Origin of the sequence: uncultured Sphingomonas sp. (assembly GCF_946477935.1) — a bacterium.
In the GTDB taxonomy this organism is placed as follows: domain Bacteria; phylum Pseudomonadota; class Alphaproteobacteria; order Sphingomonadales; family Sphingomonadaceae; genus Sphingomonas.
Genome location: NZ_CAMLAC010000041.1, coordinates 1 through 21,483 on the forward strand (window position 1 = coordinate 1; position 21,483 = coordinate 21,483).

Below are 21,483 nucleotides of genomic sequence, written 5' to 3' on the forward strand. Positions count from 1 at the left end.
CCAGCACGTTGGTCTTCCCCGCCCCATTCTCGCCGGTCAGCACGACGAACCCCGGCCCCGGCGCCAGCATCAGGTCGCCGTGATTGCGGAAATCGGTCAGGATCAGGCGGCTCAGCATGCGGTCACCCGGCTCATAACGCGCGCAGCCCGAAAACGGCAAAGGGGCCACCGTCGCCGGCAGCCCCCTTCACGCGCATGGCGATGGATCAGACGCGCATCGGCATCAGCACGTACAGCGCCGGCGCCGTGTCGCTTTCGCGGATCAGCGTGGGTGCCGCTGCATCGGCCAGATGCACCTCGACCAGTTCGCTGTCGATCTGGCCCAGTATGTCCAGCAGATAGCGGCTGTTGAAGCCGATCTCGAACGGCGTGGAGGTATAGTCGCCCGGCACTTCCTCGGCCGCCGTCCCGTTCTCCGGGCTGGTCACGGACAGGGTGATCCGGTCGCGGTCCAGCGCCATCTTCACCGCGCGCGTCTTCTCCGTCGCGATGGTCGACACGCGGTCGACGCCTTCCATGAAGCTCTTGGGGTCCAGCTTCAGGATCTTGTCGTTCGCGGTCGGAATGACGCGGCTGTAATCCGGGAAAGTCCCGTCGATCAGCTTGGAGGTCAGGATCGCCTGCCCCAGATCGAAGCGGATCTTGGTGCCCGACAGCGACACGCCGACCGAACCGTCCACCTCGTCCAGCAGCTTGCGCAGCTCGGCGACGCATTTGCGCGGCACGATCACGTCGGGCATGCCCTCGGCACCCTGCGGTTGCGGCATGGTGACGCGCGCCAGACGGTGCCCGTCGGTGGCCGCCGCCTTCAGCACCGGCTCGCCGCGATCCTCCGCGACGTGCAGGAAGATGCCGTTCAGATAATAGCGCGTCTCTTCCGTCGAGATCGCGAAGCGCGTCTTGTCGATGATCTGCTTGCAGGTCTCCACCGGCAGCTCGAACTGCGTCGGCAGCTCGCCCTCGGCGATAACGGGAAAGTCGTCGCGCGGCAGCGTGCCCAGCGAGAAGCGCGCCCGGCCCGCCACGATCGTCATCCGCCCGTCGGCCGCGGTCAACTGCACCTGCGACCCTTCGGGCAGCTTGCGCGCGATGTCGAACAGCGTGTGCGCCGACACGGTGGTCGAACCCGGCTGGTCCACCGCCGCCATCACGCTTTCGTTGATCTGCAGGTCCAGGTCGGTCGCCATCATGCGCAACTGGCCCTCGGCCGTCGCTTCCAGCAGCACGTTCGACAGGATGGGGATGGTGTTGCGGCGCTCCACCACGGACTGGACATGGCTCAGTCCCTTCAGGAGCGTTGCGCGTTCGAGTGTCGCCTTCATCGTGATCCCCCCGCCGGAGCGCGGGGGCGTGCCAGAATCACGCCGCCCCCGATTCCGGGTGAAAAATGGCCTTCGTTCCTACCCGCGAAAAAGGGGCCGGAGCAAGGCTCCGACCCCTCCACTTTTCAGGTAAATCCTGCGTTAAAAGCGAAAGCCGAGCCCTGCGACCAACTGATGCCGCTCGAAATCGCGGTCATAGCCATCGACGCGGGCATAGTTGGTGTAGCGATATTCGCCCTTTACGAAGCTGTTGATGCCCAGCGCATATTCCAGGCCGGCACCCAGGCGCAGCCCGTCCAGATTGTCCGAACTGCGCAATTGCCCGGCGCCGGCGTCATAACGCGACTTGACCCGCGCGTTCGAATAGCCCGCCTTCACATAGCCCAGCGCCACCGGCGAGATCGCGTAGCCGACGCGGCCACCTGCATACAGGTCGCGCGCCATGTTGGTGTCGAGTCGGTCGCCGACCACCAGCACGCTGTTGCTGCGCGTATCGGCGGACGAATCGGTCAGCTCGCCCTCTACGCCGACGATCACCGGGCCCATCGCCATGTCGTACCCGATCCCGGCGCCGAACAGCAGGCCGTCGCCGCTGCTCGCATCCTGCCCGCCGCCGTCATTGGCATTGTCATACCCGATCAGCCCTTCCAGCCGCAGGCCGGTGAACGGCGCGGCGGTCTGGGCCGCGGCGGGCAGCGCGGCGCCAAGCCCGATGGTGACGGCCAGGGCGGCTAGAACGGGTGTACGCATGAGCAACTCCAAGTGACGCGGGGAAATGACATGTCCCAAACGGGCACAGGCTCTCATGGCTCCATCCGCGACGCTTTGCATGAACCTCAGCTAAACGGGGAAATGCGTTGCCAATGCGCCACACTCCGCGGCATGCCCCCCGGCATGGCATGTCGCCGGCTTCTTCCCCTGCTGCTGCTCGCGGCGGCAACCCCATCCCCGCGTGAGATGATCGGCGTGTTCGCCGGCTGGGGCGCCTTTCGCCAGGGTGCGAACTGTTTCGCCATCGCCCGTCCCATCGTCGCGCAGGGGCGCGTCGGCGGCTATGCCGGCATCGGCACCTGGCCGGGCAAGGGCTTGCGCGCCTCGCTCCATGTCCATCTCAGCCGCCGGCGCGACCGCGACCGCCCCGTCACGCTGACCGTCGCCGGCCGCCGCTTCCCGCTGGTCGGCTCCGTGACCGATCTCTGGGCACCCGATGCCCCTACCGACCGGGCGATCGTCGCCGCGCTGCGCTCGGCCCGCGCGATGAGCATCGAGGCGGTCGACACCGCCCGCCGTCCCTTTGCCGATACCTATGCATTGTCGGGCGCCGCCACCGCGATCGACGCCGCCACGCTCGCCTGCGTCGCCCGCTAGCGAACGGCCCCCTTTTGCGCTATATACGCGCGCATGCAGACAGCTTCGGCCGCCCCCATGCCCATCCCCGGGCACATCGATCCCGTGCCCGTCCCCCGCGGCGTGCAGCCGCGCCCCGACGGGCGCGTCGACCTGATCGGCCTGACCAAGGACCAGTTGCGCGAGGCGCTCGCGTCCGCCGGCATGGAGCCGCGCCAGGCCAAGCTGCGTGCCAAGCAGATCTGGCACTGGCTCTACAATCGCGGCGCCACCGAATTCGCGCAGATGACCGACATCGCCAAGGCGCAGCATCCGTGGCTGGCCGAGCGTTTCGCCATCTCGCGCCCCGAGGTAGTCGAGGCGCAGGTGTCGTCGGACGGCACCCGCAAATGGCTGCTCCGCTCCGCCGACGGCCAGGATTACGAGGCGGTGTTCATCCCCGACGCCGATCGCGGCACGCTGTGCGTGTCCAGCCAGGTCGGCTGCACGCTCAACTGCCGTTTCTGCCACACCGGCACGATGCGCCTCGTCCGCAACCTGACCGCGGGCGAGATCGTCGGCCAGGTGATGCTGGCGCGCGACGCGCTCGGCGAATGGCCCAGCCAGCCCGAGGGGCGGATGCTCACCAACATCGTCATGATGGGGATGGGCGAGCCGCTGTATAATTTCGATGCGGTGCGCGACGCGCTGAAGCTCGTCATGGACGGCGACGGCCTTGCCCTCTCCAAGCGCCGCATCACCCTGTCCACCTCCGGCGTCGTGCCGATGATGGCGCGCGCGGGCGAGGAGATCGGCGTGAACCTCGCCGTCTCGCTCCACGCGGTGACCAAGGAGGTGCGCGACGAGATCGTGCCGCTCAACAAGAAATACGGCATCGAGGAACTGCTGCAGGCCTGCGCCGACTATCCCGGCGCCAACAATGCGCGGCGCATCACGTTCGAATATGTGATGCTGAAGGACAAGAATGATTCGGAGGTCGACGCCCACGAACTCGTCCGCCTGCTGCGCCACTACAAGCTGCCCGCCAAGGTCAACCTGATCCCCTTCAACCCGTGGCCGGGCGCCGATTACGAATGCTCGACGCCGGAGCGTATCCGCCGCTTCTCCGACATCGTGTTCGAGGCGGGGATCTCGGCGCCGGTGCGCACGCCCCGCGGTCGCGACATCGACGCGGCCTGCGGCCAGCTCAAGACCGCCGCCGAGAAGAAGAGCCGCGCCCAGCTCGACCGCGAGGCGGAGGACAAGATGGCCGCGCTCGCCGACTGATCGGTGCAATGGGGCAAGACATTCCGCCATATTGCAACCGACTGACCACACAGGCAGTTAGTAGGATGTCACCGGCCAATATAGGCCGGGGCACCGCATGGAGACGATGATGACCAAGCTACTCGCCGCCGGGCTGTTGCTCGGCGCCCTTGCCGCTGCCCCGGCCGCGGCGAACGACCACAGTGTCCGGATCGACCACCACGCCGGCCCCGTCGACGCCCAGTACCGCGCCGTGACCAAGGTCGCGCACAAGCAGGTCGGGGCCGTCGTGCCCGGCGGCCGCGCGTCGACGCTGCGCTGCGCCTGGTCGGCGGGCGTGACCGTCGATCGCGAGGCGCGCCTGCCGTCTGGCGCGACGATGACCCGCTCGATCCACCGCGACGACGTGATCTCGGGCAGCCGACCCGGCTGGTGCTCCGCGCAGCGGAGCGCGATCGACAAGGAGGTTGCGGCACGCACCGACAGGGTCCGCGACCACATGCTCGCCATCGCCCACGAAGACCGTGCCGAGCTTCACGCGGAGCTGGACCGCCTGCACGGCCCCACCCGCACCGGCTAACCCCCGGACAGGCGCCTTCCCTCGGTGGGACGGCGCCTGCCGATGGTCCATGACATTGCCGGCGGCCAAGAACCACCCTTGCGCGCCATGACGTAACACCTCACTGCCGCGCGCATGACCGGAATCGAAGCCGCCATCCTAGCCGCCATCGCCGGCCTGCTCGGCGGGGCGATGAACGCGCTTGCCGGCGGCGGCACCTTCGCCACCATGCCGACGCTGATCGCGCTCGGCCTGCCCTCGCCGATCGCCAACGCCACGTCCAACGTCGCGCTGCAGCCGGGGGCCATCGCCAGCGCCTGGACCTATCGGCACGGCCTCGCCCCGCTGGGCGGGCTGTCGATCCGGCTGCTCAGCGCCGTCACCTTTGTCGGCGGCATCGCCGGCAGCCTGCTGCTCGTCTCGACGCCTACCCGCGTGTTCGACATCGTCATTCCCTGGCTGCTGCTCGTCGCGACGCTGGCGATCGGCGTCGGCCCACGCGCCGCCGTCTGGCTGAAGGCACGCGCGACGATCGGGCCGCGCACGCTGATCGCGGCGCAAGCGATGCTCGGCATCTATGGCGGCTATTTTGGCGGCGGCGTCGGGCTGATGATGACCGCCACCTACGGCCTGCTTGCCGGCGCCGCGCCGCACCAGATGATGGCGCCGCGCACGCTGATGCTGGCGATGGCCAATGCCGCCGCGACGCTGATCTTCGTACTGTCCGGTATGGTGCGCTGGCATGCCTGCGTGCCAATGCTGTTCGGCGCGATTCTTGGCGGCTGGCTGGGCGCGCGGGTCGGCCAGCGCCTGTCGCCCGGCCTGATCCGCGGCTGGACGCTGCTCATCACCGCGGTGACGACGATCGTGTTCTTCTACCGCGCCTATGCCTGAGGGGGCGCGGGCCGGCGCATGTGGAAGCATTCGCCCGGCTCGAAATAGTCGGTCGGCCCGCCGCCGCGCAGGATCGGCCGTGCCCGTGCCGTCTGGTACACCCCGTCCTCGATCATCGCGCGGTCGATATGGATGCCCACCGCCTCGCCGATCACCAGCCACTGGTCGATCGGATCGCCTTCCTTCGTCTCCAGCCGGATAAGCTGGGTCAGCCGGCATTCGAAGCTGACCGGCGCTGCCGCCACACGCGGCGCGGCGACCATCTGCCCCTCCGTCACCGCCAGCCCGGCCAACGCGAACTCGTCCACCTCCGGCCCGGCCGCCGCCGAGCTGGCGTTCATCGCCTCGGCGAGCGCGCGGGTCGCCAGATTCCAGGTGAATACTCCCGTCGCCGCGATATTGGCCACCGAATCCTTCCACCCCTGCGACGAGAACCCCAGCAGCGGCGGCCGGTAGGCCAGCAGGTTGAAGAAGCTGTACGGCGCCAGATTGCGCACGCCGTCCCTCGAAACGCTGCCGATCCACCCGATCGGCCGCGGCGCCACGATCGCGTTCAGCGGATCATGCGCCAGTCCATGTCCATGCGCGGGCTCGTAGAAATGCCATTCGGTCGTCATCGCTTTGCTGCTACACGCAGGCGATGGACAGCGATACCGGCCCCCGCGTCATTTACCGTCACCGGCTGGCGACGCGTCTATGGCACTGGGTCAACGCGGTTGCGGTGCTGATCCTGCTCGGCTCCGGCCTCGGCATATCGAACGCGCATCCCCGGCTGTACTGGGGGCGGTACGGCGCCAATTTCGACCATGCCTGGGCAGAGCTGCCACGCTTTCCGGCCTGGATCACGATTCCGGCCAACTACAACCTCGCCATCTCGCGTCGGTGGCACCTGTTCTTCGCGATCGTGCTGGGCTTCGGCCTGCTCGCCTTCATGATCGTCAGCCTCGTCAACCGCCACTTCGCGCGCGATCTGCGCGTGCGTCGGGCAGAGCTATCGCCCCGCCACCTGTGTGCCGATCTGCGCCGCCACCTGGCGCTCCGCTTCCACGATCCCGACTCCCCGCGCGACTACAACCTGTTCCAGAAGCTCAGCTATGTCGCGATCCTCTTTCTCGCCCTGCCGCTCGCGATCCTGACCGGCATAGCCCTGTCGCCGGCGATGAACGCCGCCTGGCCCTGGGTGCTGGAGATATTCGGCGGCCGCCAGTCGGCGCGCTCGATCCACTTCATCGCCGCGACCGCGATCGGGATATTCACCGTGATCCACCTCGCGCTCGTCATCCTGGCCGGCGCCGGCAACGAGATGCGCTCGATGATCACCGGCCGCTGGCGGGAGCCGGCGGAATGATCGCGCGCCGCTCGCTCCTGACCGGCAGCGCCGGCCTGCTCCTCGCCGGCTGCGACCGCGTCATCCAGAACCCCACCGCGCGAAAGATCCTGTTCGCGGGCGAGGATATGCAGCGCGGGCTCCAGCGTGCCCTGTCAGACCGCAACGCGCTCGCACCCGAATATCGCCCGGACCAGATGTCCCCCATCTTCCGCGCCAACGGCACGCACAATCCCGGCACGCCCGCCTATGCCGCGCTGGTGGAAAACAACTTCGCCGACTGGCGCCTCGCCGTCGACGGCCTGGTCGATGCCCCGCGCAGCTTCACCCTCGCGCAACTCGGCTCGATGCCCGCCCGCACCCAGATCACCCGCCACGACTGTGTCGAGGGGTGGAGCGCGATCGGCCAGTGGACCGGCCCGCTGCTCGGCACCGTGCTGAAGGCGGCGGGCGTACGCCGCTCCGCCCGCTTTATCGTCTTCCACTGTGCCGACCTGTTCGGCGGCATCCCCTATTATGAATCGATCGACATGGTGGACGCCTTCCACCCGCAGACGATCCTCGCCTGGGGGATGAACGGCCGCAGGCTCGATGTCGCCCACGGCGCCCCCCTGCGCCTGCGGGTCGAGCGGCAACTGGGCTACAAGCACGCCAAATATCTCATGCGGATCAGCGCGGTCGCCACCCTTGACGGCATCGGCCTGGGCAAGGGCGGCTATTGGGAGGATCATGTCGATTACGACTGGTATGCAGGTATTTAGGACAGCCCTCTTGCCTCGCCCCGTTCGCGGACGTTAGCACGCGCGCCATGGCGCTCATCGATCTTTTTCTGTCGCGAGCGGTCAAGCGCGGCCGCCTCACCCTCACCCATCACAACGGCAAGGTGCGCACCTTCGGCACCCCCGATCCGGCCTTTCCGGATGTCGCGATCCGCTTCATGGATGCGCGCGTCGCCGGCGAGATCGTCCGCAACCCCGCGCTCGCCGCGGGCGAAACCTATATGAACGGCCGCCTGACCGTGGAGGGTGACGACGTCCGCCAACTGGTCGAACTGCTGACCGCCAACGACAAGTGGGAGGACGGCGCCCGGCGGCTCAACCCCTCGCTCGCCGTCCGCGCGTTCGGCGCGGTCAAGCACCGCGTCGACCGCATCAACATGGAGCGCCGCTCCAGGCGGAACGTCGCGCATCATTACGACCTGTCGGGCAAGCTGTACGAACTCTTCCTCGACGCCGACCGGCAATATAGCTGCGCCTATTATACCGACCCGTCGAACAGTCTGGAACGCGCGCAGGCCGACAAGAAGGCGCATATCGCCGCCAAGCTGGCGCTGAAGCCCGGCCACAAGGTGCTCGACATCGGCTGCGGCTGGGGCGGCCTTGCGCTCTACCTGCACGAGAAGACCGGGGCCGAGGTGCTGGGCGTCACCCTGTCCGAAGAACAGTTGAAGGTCGCGCGTGCCCGCGCCGAGGCGGCCGGCGTCGCCGACAAGGTGCGCTTCGAGCTGATCGACTATCGCCGCGTCCAGGGGCAGTTCGACCGGATCGTCTCGGTCGGCATGTTCGAACATGTCGGCCCGCCGCAATACCGCACCTTCTTCACCAAGTGCCGCGACCTGCTCACCCCGGACGGCGTGATGCTGCTCCACACCATCGGCCGGCTGAGCGGCCCCGGCGTCACCGACGACTGGACGACGAAATACATCTTCCCCGGCGGCTACAATCCGGCCTTGTCGGAGATCGTCCGCGCCAATGAAGGACTGCGCTTCTTCCTCACCGATGTGGAGGTGCTGCGCTGCCACTACGGCTGGACGCTGGACGAATGGTACGACCGCGCCATGGCCGCCCGGCAGGAGATCGTCGCGCTCTACGACGAACGCTTCTTCCGCATGTGGACATTCTATCTCGCCGGCGCCGGCGCCGCCTTCCGCAACGGCGGCCTGTGCAACTACCAGATCCAGCTCACCCGCGGCCGCCTCTCGGTCCCCGTCACCCGCGACTATATGTTCGAGGAAGAACGCCGTTTGCGGGGGTAAGCCCTTTATTCCCTCTCCCCGTGGGGGAGAGGGCGTTAACCGCTCAAATCCGCGCCATCTTCGGGGCCAGCCGCCGGATATCCAGCGCGTTCACGCCCGCAAGCGACACCCGCCCGAACCCGTCTCCGGTTTCCACCACGATGCCCTCAGGGGTTGCGCGCACCACCGTCCACGGCACCTCGCGCACCGCGAGGACCTTGCCGCGCCGCTTGATCGCCGCCACCCGGCCATCGGTCGCCACCGCGAGAGCACCCAGCCCGTCCGCACCGACGACCGCGCCCGCCACCGCAAAGCCGGACAGCGCGCCTTCCGCCGCCGCCGCCGCATCCTCGGGCGTTCCCACCTTGGGATCGCGCCGCTTGGCCACCACCAGCCAGCCGACACCGGCCAGCACGACGATCCCCGCCGCGCTGCCCGCGCCGATCGCAACCAGGCTCATTTTCCGCTCGCGAGCATGTCCAGCGTCGGCTTGAGGCCCGACAGGTCATATCCGGCGTCCTCCGCCTGCCGCACCAGCAGTTCCGGATTGCGCCCCGCCTTGGCCGCGGCCAGCGCCCACAGGTTGCAGCTCCGCGTGCCCGACCGGCAATAGGCCAGCACCGGGCCATCGGCGGCGACCAGCGCGGCGGCCATCTCGTCCACCATCTCGTGGCTGAACCCGCCCTGCCCCACCGGGATCGCGGTATAGGCCAGGCCGTGATCCTCCGCCGCGGCGCGGATCGCATCGCCGGTCGGCTGGCCCGGCTGCTCGCCATCGGGGCGGTTGTTGACGATCGCGACATAGCCCGCGGCCTTGATCGCGGCCACGTCCTCGGGCGCGATCTGGGGGGCGACGGCGACGCTTTCGTTCAGCACACGGATCATGCCGTTCACCTAGTCGCCAGACCGCTCCACCGCAACGGGAAGTGACCGGAGGCAGCTTGAAAATGGTCGCGGTGCCAATGCATCGCCAATCCCGCTGCCCGGTGCGATTGTCCGTCAGGGCCGGGGCCGATCACCCGTCAGTGCCGGGATCGATCACCCTTATCCGTTCGTCTCGAGTAGCCGTCGAGTAGCCGCGAAGCCGCGTATCGAGACGGCGTATCGAGAGACACCTACCACCGGCAAGCATCTCTCGATACGGGCTCTCGACAAGCTCGATCCCTGCTCGAGACGAACGGCTTTGATACCGTCAACCGAAGTCAGGAAAGAGGGATCAGGCCGCCTCGCGGATCACCTCCAGAAACGCGTCGCCATACGCATCCAGCTTGCGCGCCCCCACGCCCGTCAGCATCGACAGTGCGGTGCGGTCACCCGGCTTCTGCGCCGCCATGTCGCGCAACACCGAATCGTGAAAGATGACATAGGGCGGCACGCCCGCGGCCTGTGCCAGCTCCCGCCGCTTGGCCCGCAGCGCCTCAAACAGCGGATTGTCCGCCGGATCGCCCGCCACGGCCGCCGCACGCCGTCCCTTGCGCTCGCGCTTGGGGGGGATCACCAGCGACAGCCGCGTCTCGCCCTTCAGCAGCGCCCTGGCCGCCGGCCCGAACTCCAGCCCGCCATGCGGATTGGTACGCAGCGCATCGCGCAGCAACAGCGCGCGGTGCACCGGCTTCACCAGCGCCATCTCGTCACCATCGATGATGTTCCACACCGACAACGCCTCATGCCCGTTCATCAGGCTGCGCTCGGTCGACTGGCCGGTCAGCACCTGCTCGATATAGCCCGCCCCGAACATCTGCCCGGTACGGAACACCGCGGACAGGAACTTCTGCGCCGTCGTCGTCGCATCCACCGCATCGGGCGACCCCAGGCAATTGTCGCAATTGCCGCAATCCTCGGCCAGCTCCTCGCCGAAATGGCGCAGCAGGATGCGCCGGCGGCACCCGCCCGTCTCGACCAGCGCGCCCAGCGCCGCCAGCCGCGCCCGCTCGCCGGCCTGCCGCTCGGGCTCGACCTCCGCCATGCGCTGCCGCGCCCGCGCGAAATCCTCCGCACCCCAGAAGAGATGCGCGACCGAAGGATCGCCATCGCGTCCCGCGCGGCCGGTCTCCTGATAATAGGCCTCGATCGATTTCGGCAGCCCGGCATGCGCGACGAAGCGGACGTCGGGCTTATCGATCCCCATCCCGAAGGCGACGGTGGCGCAGATCACCATGTCCTCGGATGCGACGAAATCCGCCTGGTTCTTAGCGCGCACCGCCGGGTCCAGCCCGGCATGATAGGCGCGCACCGGCCGCCCGGTCCGCCCCAGCGCCTCCGCCAGCTTCTCGGTCGCCGCACGCGTCTGCGCATAGACGATGCCCGGCCCGCGCGTTTCTGCCACCAGCCGCGCGATCTGCACGTTGACGTTCGCCTTGGGGCTGATCGCATAGCGGATATTGGGCCGGTCGAAGCCCGATACGATCATCCCGTCCTGCGGGATGCCGAGCTGCTTGGCGATGTCCGCCCGCGTATGCGCGTCCGCCGTCGCGGTCAGCGCCAGGCGCGGCACCTCCGGAAACGCATCCATCAGCGGTTCGAGCAGCCGGTAATCGGGCCGGAAGTCATGCCCCCATTCGCTGACGCAGTGCGCCTCGTCGATCGCGAACAGGCTCAGCTTCGCACCGCCCAGCAACTCGCGAAAATGCCCAGAGGATGCGCGCTCGGGCGCGACATACAGCAGGTCCAGTTGCCCGTCACGGAACCGCGCCACCGTCTCCGCCCGATTCTGATCGACCGAGGTCAGCGTCGCCGCGCGGATGCCCACCGCCTCGGCGGCGCGCAACTGATCGTGCATCAGCGCGATCAGCGGGCTGACCACCACGCAGCACCCGTCCAGCATCACCGAGGGCAATTGGTAACACAGCGACTTGCCCGCGCCGGTCGGCATCACCGCCAGCGTGCGCTCACCCGCCAGCACCCGGCCGACCACGTCCGCCTGCACCCCGCGAAACGCCGGATAGCCGAAAACACGCTGGAGGGTGGGAAGGGGATCGACCGCCATCGGCGGCGATGTAGTGGACCGATCGCCGCAGGTCGAGGGCATCGCGCCCGTCACTCCGCCGCCAGCGCTTCCTCGCGCTCGGCGGCCTGTCGCGCCCACATCTCGGCATACAGCCCGCCCCGGCGCAGCAATTCGGCATGCGTGCCCCGCTCGGCGACGCGGCCGCCGTCCAGCACGACGATCTGGTTTGCCTTCACCACCGTCGACAGGCGATGCGCGATCACGATCGTCGTGCGGCCACGCTCCACCGCCTCCAGCGTTTCCAGAATGTCGCTTTCGGTGCGGCTGTCCAGCGCGCTGGTCGCTTCGTCCAGAATCAGGATCGGCGGGTTCTTCAACAGCGTCCGGGCGATCGCCACCCGCTGCTTTTCGCCGCCCGACAGCTTCAGGCCGCGCTCGCCGACGCGGGTGTCGTACCCGTCCGGCTGCCGCTCGATGAAGCCGGCGATCGCCGCGCCCTTCGCGGCCCGTGCAATGTCCTCGGCCGTCGCTTCCTCGCGGCCATAACCGATATTGTACCCGATCGTGTCGTTGAACAGCACCGTATCCTGCGGCACGATCCCGATCGCGGCCCGCAAGCTGGCCTGCGTCACCGCCGCCAGATCCTGCCCGTCGATCAGAATGCGCCCGCTACCGACATCGTAAAACCGGTACAGCAGCCGCGCGAGCGTCGACTTCCCCGCCCCCGACGGGCCGACCACCGCACAGGTCGTCCCCGCCGGCACGTCCAGGTCCAGCCCATCGAGGATCGGCCGCCCTTCCTCATAGCCGAAGCGCACCTGATCGAACCGCACATGCCCCGCTCCCACCGCCAGCGGCAGCGCCCCGGCCGCATCGCGCACCTCGGCACCCGTATCGATCAGGTCGAACATCGCGCCCATGTCGAGCGCGCCTTGCCGGATCGTGCGGTACACCATGCCCAGCAGGTCGAGCGGCCGGAACAGTTGCGCCAGCAGCGTCGAGACGAACACCACGTCACCCGCCGATGCCGTGCCCCGACTCCACCCCCAGGCGACATAACCCATGCCGAAACCGAGCAACGCGTTGGTGATCGCCGCCTGCCCGATATTCAGCCACGCCAGCGAGTTCTCGGATTTGGTCGCCGCGCGCGCATAGGCGGCGACGGCATTCTCGTAACGCCGCGCCTCGCGTTCCTCGGCGTTGAAATATTTCACCGTCTCGAAGTTCAGCAGCGAGTCGACCGCATGCGCCACCGCGCCCGTATCCAGGTCGTTCATCCGCGTGCGCAGATGGTTGCGCCAGTCGGTCACCTTGCGGGTGAAGACGATGTAGATCACCACCGTCGCGATCGTCGCCACGACCAGCCAGCCGCCGAAGCTGTGCGCGAAGATGCCCAGAACCAGCGCCAGTTCCAGCACCGTCGGCGCGATGTTGAACAGCAGGAAATACAGCATCGTATCGATGCTTTTGGTCCCGCGCTCCACCACCTTCGTCACCGCCCCCGTGCGACGCTCCAGATGAAAGCGCAGCGACAGGCGGTGCAGATGCCGGAACACATCGGCGGCCAGCCGCCGCGTCGCATCCTGCCCCACCCGCTCGAACACCGCATTGCGCAGATTGTCGAACAGCGTGGAGGCGAAACGCGACGCCGCATAGGCAACGACCAGCAGGAACACCAGGGTAACGATCGACCGGTCGCCCCCCGCCATCCGATCGACCGCGAACTTCAGCGTATAGGCCGCCCCCAGCACCTGCACCAGCTTGGACGCGAGCACGAGCAGCATCGCCCCCGCGATCCGCACCTTCATCCCCGGCTCCCCCACCGGCCACAAATACGGAAGGAACCGGCGCAGCGTCGGGATCAGCGGCCGTTCCTGCTGGCTCGCCGTGGTGGGATCGATCGGGGGCATCGCCGCTCCATGTCGCGCGCGCAGCCGCGAACTTCAATGGCGGCCATCAGAGAACCAGAAGAAGGAATGTTCACGCGGAGGCGCGGAGGCGCGGAGATGTACCCTCGAGCCGCAGGCTCATCACCTCATCACCAGCTCAGCTCCCCGGCTAATGGAATGCGCAACGATGCAGCAGGCGCGCGCTCTCCGCGCCTCCGCGCCTCCGCGTGAACAAGACTCCCCTTTTCGGAACGACGAAGAATCACGCGGAAGCGCGAAGAGGTTGCGCAAAGCTGGCAAGGCCCATCTCCAGCAATGGCGACGCCCGGTCTCCCGATCGAAAGGTCACGCAAAGGCTGCGGCAGGCGCGACCTCTTCGCGCCTCCGCGTCTTCGCGTGATCCAAATCTACTGCCCCGAAGCAGCCGCCCCGCCAGGCGCCAGACCCCGAACGAACTCCGCCCCATGCTTCACCTGCGCGGTGGAGGCTGCCAGGGTATCGCCCAGCGGCTCCGCCCGTCCGCCAAGGCATGGCGACAGGAAATTTTCCGCCACCGCGTTGAACGCGATGTTGTTCACCGGCCGCGCAAAGCCATGCCCTTCATCGGGGAACAGCACATAGGTCACCGGGATGTTCTTGGCCGCCATCGCCTCCACGATCTGATCGCTTTCCGCGACGTTGACGCGCGGATCGTTGGCGCCCTGCCCGATCAGCAGCGGCTTCTTGATCTTGTCCACGAACGTCAGTGGCGAGCGCTCCTTCAGCAGCGCCTGCCCCGCCGGCGTGGTCGGATCGCCCATCCGCTTGTAGAATTGCTGCTTGCCGGCCTCCCAATAGGGCGGGATCGTCTTCAGCAGCGTGAACAGGTTCGACGGCCCGACGATGTCGACGCCGCACGCGAACGCGTCGGGCGTGAAGGTCAGCCCGGCCAGCGTCGCATAGCCGCCATAGGAGCCACCCATGATCGCCACCTTGTCCCTGGTGGTCACGCCGCTCTTAACCGCCCAGTCGACCGCATCGATCAGGTCGTCGTGCATCTTGCGGCCCCATTGCAGGTCGCCTGCCGAGATGAAATTCTTACCAAAGCCCGTCGAGCCGCGGTAATTGACCGAGAGCACCGCATAGCCGCGGTTCGCCAGCCACTGATGATATCCGTTGAACCCGAAGCCGTCGCGCGCCCAGGGGCCACCATGGACCAGCAGCACCAGCGGCACCGGCCCGGTCACACCTTTCGGCTTGGTCAGGTATGACACCAGGGTCAGTCCGTCGCGGGCCTTGATCTCAACCGGCTCCATGGGGACGAGCGGCGCATCCGCCAGCTCGGGCCGGCTGACATAGAGCTGCTTGAGCGACTTCGCCTTGCGATCATAGACATAGGTTGCGGCCGGCGCGGTCACGGGATCGAAGCTGACGATCCACTTGTCATCCGCGTTCGTCCGGCTGCCGATCGCGAACTCGCCCTTGTTCTGCGCCTTCAGAAAGGCGAGGTCCGCCTTCACCGCATCGCCCACGGGCACGTAATCACGCTTCAGGTAATTGACCGAATAGGCCTCCACCCGCCCGGTCTTCGGATTGAACAGGCCGCCGCCGACATCGGCCTTGGGGCTTTCGCCCACCACCGTCATCTGCCCGCTGCCCACGTCCTGCGCCATCAGCGCCGCGGTGTCGCGCCCGCGCGAGTCCATCCAGTACAGCGTCTTGCCGTCAACCGTGAAGCCCAGCGGCGTCGTGGTCAGCGAATCGTCCAGCCCGAACTGCACGACGGGCTTCGCCTCGACGGTGGTGCCCTCCATCCGGTAATAGTCGGTACCGCCATCGGGCCGCGCCTTGGCCGCCATGCGCAGCCGCAACTGGTCATCCGCCAGATAGCCGGCATAGCCGTCATTCTGGACGACCTGGGTCAGCTTGCCCGTGTTCAGGTCGAGCGAATACACATCGTGCCAGCGTGGATCGCGGTTGTTCACGCCGACCAGGATGCGGTCCTTGATCGTCTCGGACGTGCCGACGATCTGCACGCGCGTCTTCTCGAACGGGGTCAGCGCCTTTTGTGCCCCGGTCGCGACATCGACGCCATAGAGAAGGAAATTCTCGTCGCCGCCCTTGTCGTTGATGAACAGCACCGATTTCGAATCCGGCGCCCAGAAGCTCTGGCGGATCGGCCGCGTCGTCTCCGCGGTGATCGCCTTGGCGTCATCGGGCCGATCGGCCGGGGCCAGCCACACGTTCAGCACGCCGTCCCGGGGGGCGATGAAGCTGATCCACTTGCCATCGGGCGATAGCTGCCCGCCGGTGCGGGACGGATTACCGAACAATTTGGACCGCTCGATCAGCGGCACCCCGCTCAGATCAGCCGCCCCCGCCGTCATTCCCGGCTGTGCCACCATCAACGCCACTCCTGCTGCCATCATCGACTTCAGCATAAGACCCGTGCCTCCCGACCCGTTCCCCATCATCAGGGTGTGTTATGCGAGCATGACAGGACTGATCCTCATCAGCAAGCGCGATTTCGGAACCCTCCACCGCAAAAGGGGTTTTACTTTCAAACGGAGGCGGTTGAATGGAACCGATTTTCTACGTCATGGCGATCCTTGGCTGCGGTGACGGCAGCACGCAATGCACCGAGGCCCGGCTGGTCCAGGCCCGCTATGCCACGATGGCGCAGTGCCGGGCGGATCTGCCCAACCGGATCGCGCAGAATACCGACGTGCCATACCCGGTCATCGGCGCGGACTGCCGCTCCAACGGCCTGCAAGTGGCCAAGGCCGAAAAGCCCAGGACGCGCGGCTGACCTTGGGCTATGGCCGCTGCCAGAGCGCCTCGTCACGCGGCGTGATCGTGCCGCGGCCCCGCATGCTGGCACCCCACGCCGCCGAGGCGATAAATCCCAGCTTCGCGCCTCTCGAAGTCGATACGCGCCGATCCCAAGCACTCGCGCCGCGTGCCGCGACCGCCCGCCCGATCGCGCCATAAATCCCCGCCGCCGACAGCACCGCCCATGCCGATCGCCAGGACAGCGCCCGCACACCCATCCTGGCGCTCGCCTCGAACTGTGCCGCCCGGTCGGTCAGCCGCCGTGCCATCGCCACCAGCGCGGGCCGATGTTCGGGCGCCATGTAATCGCCCGCCGGCACCCCGAACTCCGCCAGCCAGTCCGCCGGCAGGTAGCAGCGCCCGACCTCGGCATCCTCGCCCAGATCCCGCGCGATGTTGGAAAGCTGGAACGCCAGCCCCAGGTCGCAGGCGCGGTCCAGCACTGCGTCGTCGTCCGCCGAAACCCCCATCGCGACCGCCATCATGCAGCCGACGACCCCCGCGACATGATAGCAATAGCGCAACAGATCGGCCTCGGTAGCCGGCTGCCATTCCTCGGCATCCAGCGCAAAGCCCGCGATCAGGTCGCGCGGCCAAGCCCGCGGCATGTCCGTCTCCGCCGCCACCAGCCGCAGCGCGTCGAACGCCGGATCGCCGACCACCGCGCCGTCCAGCGCCCGCTCGGTCAGCGCCGACAGCGTCGCCACCCGCGCCGGCGCATCGTCGACGCGGCGCATGCCATGGCCGTGATCCTGCCCGTCAGCGATGTCGTCGCACCGCCGGCACCATGCATACAGCAGCACCGCCCGGTCGCGGGTCGCAGGGTCGAACAGCCGGCTCGCCGCGGCAAAGCTCTTGGAGCCGCGCGCGATCGACGCTTCGGCCGCTGCCACCACCTCCGCGCGGGTCGGCGCCGGTGTCACAGATCGGACGCGTTCATCCGGACGATCGGCTGCGTCGGGCGATGCGCGGCCATCTTGTCCAGCAGCCCGTCCAGCGTCGTATCGACGATCAGCAGGTCGCGGTGCTGCGGCCGCAGGAAGCCGACGCTGCCCATCTTTTCCCAGAACGCGACCAGCTCGTCATAATAGCCGCCGGTGTTGAGCAGACCGACCGGATCGGCATGATAGCCAAGCTGCGCCCAGGACAGCGCTTCCCACAGCTCGTCCATCGTGCCGGTGCCGCCCGCGATCGTCACGAAACCATCGGACAGGTCGGTAAAGGCTTGTTTGCGCTGATGCATACCGGGCACGACGTGCAGTTCGGTCAGCCCGCGATGCGCCACCTCGGCATCGACCAGCGCCTGCGGGATGATGCCGATCACCTCGCCACCGGCGTCCAGCGCCGCATCGGCCACCGCCCCCATCAGGCCCAGCCGCCCGCCGCCATAGACGACGCCGATGCCCCGTTCGGCCAGGCCGCGGCCCACCGATCGTGCCATCTCAATATAGGTCGGATCGGCCGGCGTCGCCGACCCGCAATAGACTGCCACGCGTTTCATGATCGATCCGCTAGGCGATGTGCCGCGCCATCACAAGCAGGCGTGCGCCGCCTGTGAAAAGGCCGGCACCTTCCGTCTGGAAGGCACCGGCCCCGTATTCATGCCGATGCGGTCGATCAGCTCGCCGGCGTCACTTCCGGTGCGGCGGTGCGCACGCGGCGGCGACGCGGCTTCTCCTCGGCGACGGGCGGTTCGCCATCGCCCGCGGCGCCCAGCGCCGGCGGCAGGCGGTCCGCGTCGAAGCCGGTCTCGGCCTGGGGTGCCGCTTCGGCAACGGGCTCGCGGCGTGGACGACCACGGCGACGCGGCGGCTCGCTCTCCGCCACCGGCGCAGGCGCTTCCTCGGCCATCGTTGGCTCGGGAGCGGCGGTCACGACGGCGGTTTCCTCGGCGACGGGCGCGCGCAGCGGACGGGCCGGGCGACGGTCCTCACGCTGGGGGCGATCCTCGCGCGGCTCGCGCGCGGGGCGCTCGTCGCGGGCTTCGCGCATCGGACGCTCGTCACGGCCTTCACGCTGCGCGCGCTCCTCGCGATTCGGGCGATCCTCGCGCGCTTCGCGGCGGGGGCGATCCTCGCGCTGGCCCTCACGCTGACGGCGCGGTTCGAAACCGTTGCCCTGCGCGTCGCCCTGCATCTCGCCGGGGCGGATCGGCTCGCCCTCGTCGCCATAATCCTCGTCCTGGCCGTCGAAGCCGTCGTCCTGCGCGTCCTCGCGCACACGCCGCTGATTCTGTTCCTCGAACCGCGAACGGCTTTCGTTCAGCACGCGGAAATAATGGTCCGCGAACTGCAGATAATATTCGGTGTTGACGCGGTCGCCCTGGCGCTGCGCTTCGGACGCCAGATTCTTGTACTTCTCGTACAGCTGGTTGGCGTTGCCCCGCGCGCGGTTGTCGATGCGATTGCCGTTGTCGGGGCGACCTGGATTACCACCCGGACGCTGCCCGTTATTGCCGCCACCACGACCGCGACGGCGGCCGGCCTGCCGATTGTTGATCAAGCTATTCGTCCTTAGTCGTCAAACCACTAACTGACCCACTCATTCCGGGCGCCATGCCCGGTCCCGCGGTATCTATCCCCGACCCGTACGACAGGCGTATCGCCTCGCCGCCAGCGTCTGCCATGGCCACCGGACTGCAGCGGCCTCATGACGAAGGATGCGGGCGTCCGCCCGAAATCAACAGCCAAGTTGTCGATGTTCGCGTGCCCCGACCTTCGCTCTAGCGGCTCCGGGGCCCGTCCTACAAGCGAAATATGGGCGAGCCACGCGAATGTTCAAGTCGCGGCCAGTACCCGGGGCCGCCCGGCAAGGTCGCGGTGCAGCGTCACGGCAAAGCCTTCGCGCTCCAGCAGCGTCGTCACCGCCCCGGCCTGGGTGTGTCCGATCTCCAGAAACGCCGCGCCGCCGGGCGTCAGCAGCCGTCGGATCGCCGGTGCCAGCCGCCGATAATCGTCAAGCCCGTCCGCGCCGGCGAACAGCGCGCCCGCCGGTTCATGCAGCCGCACCTCGTCGGGCAGAACCTCGCCCAAACCGATATAGGGCGGGTTGGTGACGATACAGTCGAACGCCCCCGTCAACCCGGCATCCCAGTCGCCCAGCACGAAGCGCGCACGGCGCTCCATCCCGCACGCGGCGGCGTTGCCCCGCGCATAGCGCAAAGCCTCGGCCGACCGGTCCACCCCCAATCCGCGCGCGTCACGCCATTCATCGAGCAGGGCGAGCAGCAACGTCCCCGGCCCCGTCCCCAGATCGAGCAGTGTCGCGGGTGCCCGCCCCTGGAAATGCGTCACCGCCGCCTCGACCAGCGTTTCGCTGTCGGCGCGCGGCACCAGCGCCCCCGGTCCCACCCCCAGATCGAGCGTCCAGAACCCCCGCGATCCGGTGATATAGGCGACCGGCTCCTGTCGCTCGCGCCGCGCGACCAGCGTCCAGAAGCCCTCCGGCACCGCCCGCTCCATGTCGAGCAGCAGCGCCGCGCGCTCGATCCCCAGCGCATGCGCCATCAACAACTCGGCATCCAGCCGCGGTGTCTCCGAAAAGCCGAACCGCGCCGCCGCCTCGCCCAGTGCCGCCCGCACGCCTGCCATTGTTTCAAAATGCGTTGAAACGCATTTGGCGGTGCCGGCCCGCTCCCCCTCCCGGCCGCCCACAGTGTATCCTTGCTGGGCGGCCGGGAGGGGGAGCGGGCCGGCACCGCCTTGGAATTCGCTCTCCCGCGAATTCCCGGACGGACTCTCAGCCATCCAGCGCCGCCAGCCGCTCGGCCTCGTCCTGCGCGACCAGCGCCCCGATCAGTTCGTCCATCTCGCCGACCAGGATTTCGGGCAGGCGGTGCAGCGTCAGGTTGATGCGATGATCGGTCACCCGCCCTTGCGGAAAATTATAGGTCCGGATGCGCTCGGATCGGTCGCCCGATCCCACCATCGCGCGACGCGTGCCCGATCGTTCGTTCGCCAGCCGCTCGCGCTCCGCCTCGTACAGCCGGGTGCGCAGCACCTTCAGCGCCTTGGCCTTGTTCTTGTGCTGCGATTTCTCGTCCTGCTGGATCACCACCAGCCCGGTCGGCAGATGGGTGATGCGCACCGCGGAGTCGGTGGTGTTCACCGACTGCCCGCCCGGCCCGGACGAGCGGTACACGTCGATGCGCAGGTCCTTGTCCTCGATGCGGACGTCGACCTCCTCCGCCTCGGGCAGCACCGCCACCGTCGCGGCCGAGGTATGGATGCGCCCGCCCGCCTCGGTCGCCGGCACGCGCTGCACCCGGTGGACGCCGCTTTCGAACTTCAGCCGGGCGAACACGCCACTTCCCGTGACCGACGCGACCACTTCCTTGTACCCGCCCGCGTCCGACGAGGATGCGGAGATCAGCTCGACCCGCCATCCCCGCGCCTCGGCATAGCGCTGATACATGCGGAACAGGTCGCCCGCGAACAGCGCCGCCTCGTCCCCGCCGGTGCCGGCGCGGATTTCCAGCATGGCGGCACGCTCGTCGGCGGCATCACGCGGCAACAGCGCCAGCGCCAGCGCCCGGTCCGCCGCCTCCAGCGCGACCTTGTTGGCGTGCAGTTCCTCGGCCGCCAGCGCGCGCAGCTCCTCGTCGCCGTCGCCTGCCATATAGGCCAGGCTCTCGGCTTCCTGTCGCAGCCGCCGCACCTCCGCCGCCGCACGCGCGACGGGTTCCAGCTCGGCATATTCCTTGGACACCGCGACGAAGCGATCCGACGGCAGGTCGCCGGTCGCCATCTGTGCGGACAGTTCGTCCAGTCGCGCCTCGATCTGCCGGATGCGCTCGGGCGAGATCGTCGTCACGAAGCGGCCCGCGTCCCGTCGATGACGGCCTTCACCCGCTCCAGCGTCTCGGACGCCTCCGCCGCGCGCGTGTTCACCACCGTCTGCCCATCCTGCCGGTTGATCGCGATCAGCACGTCGGCCGGCAGCTTCGATGCCTTGTCGAAGCGCTTGCGCGGCGATCCGCTCGCGATCATCTCCGCCGACAGGCCCGCACGCCGCAAACCCGCGATCAGCCGCTGTCCATCGACCAGCGCGTCGTCATGCTCCAGTGCGATCACCGCATCCAGGCGCGGCTCGGGCGGCGCTGCAATCAGCATCGCCAGCCGCTCCATCC

General features: G+C 68.2%; 22 protein-coding genes and 1 pseudogene. 8 read left to right on the forward strand and 15 right to left on the reverse strand.

The window, feature by feature from the left end; translation table 11 throughout:
* The 3 genes from Q0U08_RS06595 to Q0U08_RS06605 form a co-directional block, all read right to left on the reverse strand.
* Positions 1-118, reverse strand: a 118-nt coding sequence (locus Q0U08_RS06595) for an AAA family ATPase (RefSeq protein ID WP_298090522.1), incomplete at its 3' end; no start/stop codon positions are given.
* Between the two features lie 88 nt (positions 119-206).
* Positions 207-1,322, reverse strand: coding sequence for a DNA polymerase III subunit beta (gene dnaN / locus Q0U08_RS06600; protein WP_298090495.1), 1,116 nt, complete (start codon positions 1,320-1,322; stop codon positions 207-209).
* Positions 1,323-1,463: 141 nt separating this feature from the next.
* On the reverse strand, positions 1,464-2,072 hold the full coding sequence (locus tag Q0U08_RS06605; protein ID WP_298090497.1) for an outer membrane beta-barrel protein: 609 nt from the start codon (positions 2,070-2,072) through the stop codon (positions 1,464-1,466).
* Positions 2,073-2,216: 144 nt separating this feature from the next.
* Here Q0U08_RS06605 and Q0U08_RS06610 point away from each other — a divergent pair, with 144 nt between their 5' ends.
* The 4 genes from Q0U08_RS06610 to Q0U08_RS06625 all read left to right on the forward strand — a co-directional run bounded on the left by Q0U08_RS06610 (position 2,217) and on the right by Q0U08_RS06625 (position 5,367).
* Complete coding sequence (locus tag Q0U08_RS06610; RefSeq protein ID WP_298090498.1) at positions 2,217-2,690, forward strand: hypothetical protein; 474 nt, start codon at positions 2,217-2,219, stop codon at positions 2,688-2,690.
* Between the two features lie 57 nt (positions 2,691-2,747).
* A complete protein-coding gene (gene rlmN, locus Q0U08_RS06615) occupies positions 2,748-3,935 on the forward strand; it encodes a 23S rRNA (adenine(2503)-C(2))-methyltransferase RlmN (protein WP_298090500.1) in 1,188 nt (395 codons plus the stop codon).
* 109 nt (positions 3,936-4,044) lie between these two features.
* Positions 4,045-4,494, forward strand: coding sequence for a hypothetical protein (locus Q0U08_RS06620; RefSeq protein ID WP_298090502.1), 450 nt, complete (start codon positions 4,045-4,047; stop codon positions 4,492-4,494).
* Positions 4,495-4,608: 114 nt separating this feature from the next.
* Complete coding sequence (locus Q0U08_RS06625; RefSeq protein ID WP_298090504.1) at positions 4,609-5,367, forward strand: sulfite exporter TauE/SafE family protein; 759 nt, start codon at positions 4,609-4,611, stop codon at positions 5,365-5,367.
* On the opposite strand, the gene Q0U08_RS06630 is transcribed toward Q0U08_RS06625, so the two are convergent.
* Positions 5,358-5,984, reverse strand: coding sequence for a flavin reductase family protein (locus Q0U08_RS06630; protein ID WP_298090505.1), 627 nt, complete (start codon positions 5,982-5,984; stop codon positions 5,358-5,360). The two genes, Q0U08_RS06625 and Q0U08_RS06630, sit on opposite strands and share 10 nt — an antisense overlap.
* Positions 5,985-6,007: 23 nt before the next feature.
* Here Q0U08_RS06630 and Q0U08_RS06635 point away from each other — a divergent pair, with 23 nt between their 5' ends.
* The 3 genes from Q0U08_RS06635 to Q0U08_RS06645 are packed head-to-tail and all read left to right on the forward strand — an operon-like array spanning position 6,008 to position 8,729.
* A complete protein-coding gene (locus Q0U08_RS06635) occupies positions 6,008-6,715 on the forward strand; it encodes a cytochrome b/b6 domain-containing protein (RefSeq protein WP_298090506.1) in 708 nt (235 codons plus the stop codon).
* The gene (locus Q0U08_RS06640; protein ID WP_298090507.1) at positions 6,712-7,455 is read left to right on the forward strand and encodes a molybdopterin-dependent oxidoreductase; all 744 of its coding nucleotides are present in this window, start codon (positions 6,712-6,714) and stop codon (positions 7,453-7,455) included. The genes Q0U08_RS06635 and Q0U08_RS06640 overlap by 4 nt, the downstream gene beginning before the upstream one ends.
* A gap of 47 nt (positions 7,456-7,502) precedes the next feature.
* Positions 7,503-8,729 (forward strand): cyclopropane-fatty-acyl-phospholipid synthase family protein, encoded by a 1,227-nt coding sequence (locus Q0U08_RS06645; RefSeq protein WP_298090509.1) that lies wholly within the window; start codon positions 7,503-7,505, stop codon positions 8,727-8,729.
* A gap of 43 nt (positions 8,730-8,772) precedes the next feature.
* Here the strand turns inward: Q0U08_RS06645 and Q0U08_RS06650 are convergent, their stop codons facing one another.
* The 5 genes from Q0U08_RS06650 to Q0U08_RS06670 all read right to left on the reverse strand — a co-directional run bounded on the left by Q0U08_RS06650 (position 8,773) and on the right by Q0U08_RS06670 (position 15,964).
* A complete protein-coding gene (locus tag Q0U08_RS06650; RefSeq protein WP_298090510.1) occupies positions 8,773-9,168 on the reverse strand; it encodes a hypothetical protein in 396 nt (131 codons plus the stop codon).
* The gene (locus Q0U08_RS06655) at positions 9,165-9,593 is read right to left on the reverse strand and encodes a TIGR01244 family sulfur transferase (RefSeq protein WP_298090524.1); all 429 of its coding nucleotides are present in this window, start codon (positions 9,591-9,593) and stop codon (positions 9,165-9,167) included. Before Q0U08_RS06655 ends, Q0U08_RS06650 begins: the two co-directional genes overlap by 4 nt.
* A 331-nt stretch (positions 9,594-9,924) precedes the next feature.
* Entirely contained in the window at positions 9,925-11,694 is a 1,770-nt protein-coding gene (recQ, locus tag Q0U08_RS06660) for a DNA helicase RecQ (RefSeq protein ID WP_298090525.1), read from the reverse strand.
* Positions 11,695-11,744: 50 nt separating this feature from the next.
* Positions 11,745-13,565: an ABC transporter ATP-binding protein/permease gene (locus tag Q0U08_RS06665; RefSeq protein ID WP_298090511.1), complete on the reverse strand. Its 1,821-nt coding sequence runs from the start codon at positions 13,563-13,565 to the stop codon at positions 11,745-11,747.
* A gap of 386 nt (positions 13,566-13,951) precedes the next feature.
* Positions 13,952-15,964 carry a S9 family peptidase gene (locus Q0U08_RS06670; protein WP_298090512.1) on the reverse strand — a complete coding sequence of 671 codons (2,013 nt, stop codon included), beginning with the start codon at positions 15,962-15,964 and terminating at the stop codon, positions 13,952-13,954.
* A 137-nt stretch (positions 15,965-16,101) separates the two neighbouring features.
* Between Q0U08_RS06670 and Q0U08_RS06675 the strand changes: the two genes are divergently transcribed.
* On the forward strand, positions 16,102-16,332 hold the full coding sequence (locus Q0U08_RS06675; protein WP_298090513.1) for a hypothetical protein: 231 nt from the start codon (positions 16,102-16,104) through the stop codon (positions 16,330-16,332).
* Between the two features lie 7 nt (positions 16,333-16,339).
* Here the strand turns inward: Q0U08_RS06675 and Q0U08_RS06680 are convergent, their stop codons facing one another.
* The 6 genes and pseudogenes from Q0U08_RS06680 to Q0U08_RS06705 all read right to left on the reverse strand — a co-directional run.
* Positions 16,340-17,278, reverse strand: coding sequence for a phytoene/squalene synthase family protein (locus Q0U08_RS06680; RefSeq protein WP_298090514.1), 939 nt, complete (start codon positions 17,276-17,278; stop codon positions 16,340-16,342).
* Positions 17,275-17,856 carry a TIGR00730 family Rossman fold protein gene (locus Q0U08_RS06685; protein WP_298090515.1) on the reverse strand — a complete coding sequence of 194 codons (582 nt, stop codon included), beginning with the start codon at positions 17,854-17,856 and terminating at the stop codon, positions 17,275-17,277. Before Q0U08_RS06685 ends, Q0U08_RS06680 begins: the two co-directional genes overlap by 4 nt.
* A gap of 116 nt (positions 17,857-17,972) precedes the next feature.
* Entirely contained in the window at positions 17,973-18,857 is an 885-nt protein-coding gene (locus tag Q0U08_RS06690) for a DUF4167 domain-containing protein (protein ID WP_298090516.1), read from the reverse strand.
* 275 nt (positions 18,858-19,132) lie between these two features.
* The gene (gene prmC, locus Q0U08_RS06695) at positions 19,133-19,945 is read right to left on the reverse strand and encodes a peptide chain release factor N(5)-glutamine methyltransferase (protein WP_298090517.1); all 813 of its coding nucleotides are present in this window, start codon (positions 19,943-19,945) and stop codon (positions 19,133-19,135) included.
* Positions 19,946-20,093: 148 nt separating this feature from the next.
* Positions 20,094-21,167 carry a peptide chain release factor 1 gene (prfA, locus tag Q0U08_RS06700; RefSeq protein ID WP_298090519.1) on the reverse strand — a complete coding sequence of 358 codons (1,074 nt, stop codon included), beginning with the start codon at positions 21,165-21,167 and terminating at the stop codon, positions 20,094-20,096.
* A pseudogene (locus tag Q0U08_RS06705) lies at positions 21,164-21,483 on the reverse strand (histidine--tRNA ligase); the annotation flags it as partial. The gene prfA and the pseudogene Q0U08_RS06705, both read right to left, overlap by 4 nt.

Excerpts from the sequence above, each read along its gene's own strand:
- dnaN (WP_298090495.1), bottom strand. The coding sequence starts at position 1,322 with ATGAAGGCGACACTCGAACGCGCAACGCTCCTGAAGGGACTGAGCCAT.
- Q0U08_RS06605 (WP_298090497.1), bottom strand. The coding sequence starts at position 2,072 with ATGCGTACACCCGTTCTAGCCGCCCTGGCCGTCACCATCGGGCTTGGC.
- Q0U08_RS06610 (WP_298090498.1), top strand. The coding sequence starts at position 2,217 with ATGGCATGTCGCCGGCTTCTTCCCCTGCTGCTGCTCGCGGCGGCAACC.
- rlmN (WP_298090500.1), top strand. The coding sequence starts at position 2,748 with ATGCCCATCCCCGGGCACATCGATCCCGTGCCCGTCCCCCGCGGCGTG.
- Q0U08_RS06620 (WP_298090502.1), top strand. The coding sequence starts at position 4,045 with ATGACCAAGCTACTCGCCGCCGGGCTGTTGCTCGGCGCCCTTGCCGCT.
- Q0U08_RS06625 (WP_298090504.1), top strand. The coding sequence starts at position 4,609 with ATGACCGGAATCGAAGCCGCCATCCTAGCCGCCATCGCCGGCCTGCTC.
- Q0U08_RS06630 (WP_298090505.1), bottom strand. The coding sequence starts at position 5,984 with ATGACGACCGAATGGCATTTCTACGAGCCCGCGCATGGACATGGACTG.
- Q0U08_RS06635 (WP_298090506.1), top strand. The coding sequence starts at position 6,008 with ATGGACAGCGATACCGGCCCCCGCGTCATTTACCGTCACCGGCTGGCG.
- Q0U08_RS06640 (WP_298090507.1), top strand. The coding sequence starts at position 6,712 with ATGATCGCGCGCCGCTCGCTCCTGACCGGCAGCGCCGGCCTGCTCCTC.
- Q0U08_RS06645 (WP_298090509.1), top strand. The coding sequence starts at position 7,503 with ATGGCGCTCATCGATCTTTTTCTGTCGCGAGCGGTCAAGCGCGGCCGC.
- Q0U08_RS06650 (WP_298090510.1), bottom strand. The coding sequence starts at position 9,168 with ATGAGCCTGGTTGCGATCGGCGCGGGCAGCGCGGCGGGGATCGTCGTG.
- Q0U08_RS06655 (WP_298090524.1), bottom strand. The coding sequence starts at position 9,593 with ATGATCCGTGTGCTGAACGAAAGCGTCGCCGTCGCCCCCCAGATCGCG.
- recQ (WP_298090525.1), bottom strand. The coding sequence starts at position 11,694 with ATGGCGGTCGATCCCCTTCCCACCCTCCAGCGTGTTTTCGGCTATCCG.
- Q0U08_RS06665 (WP_298090511.1), bottom strand. The coding sequence starts at position 13,565 with ATGCCCCCGATCGATCCCACCACGGCGAGCCAGCAGGAACGGCCGCTG.
- Q0U08_RS06670 (WP_298090512.1), bottom strand. The coding sequence starts at position 15,964 with ATGCTGAAGTCGATGATGGCAGCAGGAGTGGCGTTGATGGTGGCACAG.
- Q0U08_RS06675 (WP_298090513.1), top strand. The coding sequence starts at position 16,102 with ATGGAACCGATTTTCTACGTCATGGCGATCCTTGGCTGCGGTGACGGC.
- Q0U08_RS06685 (WP_298090515.1), bottom strand. The coding sequence starts at position 17,856 with ATGAAACGCGTGGCAGTCTATTGCGGGTCGGCGACGCCGGCCGATCCG.
- prmC (WP_298090517.1), bottom strand. The coding sequence starts at position 19,945 with ATGGCAGGCGTGCGGGCGGCACTGGGCGAGGCGGCGGCGCGGTTCGGC.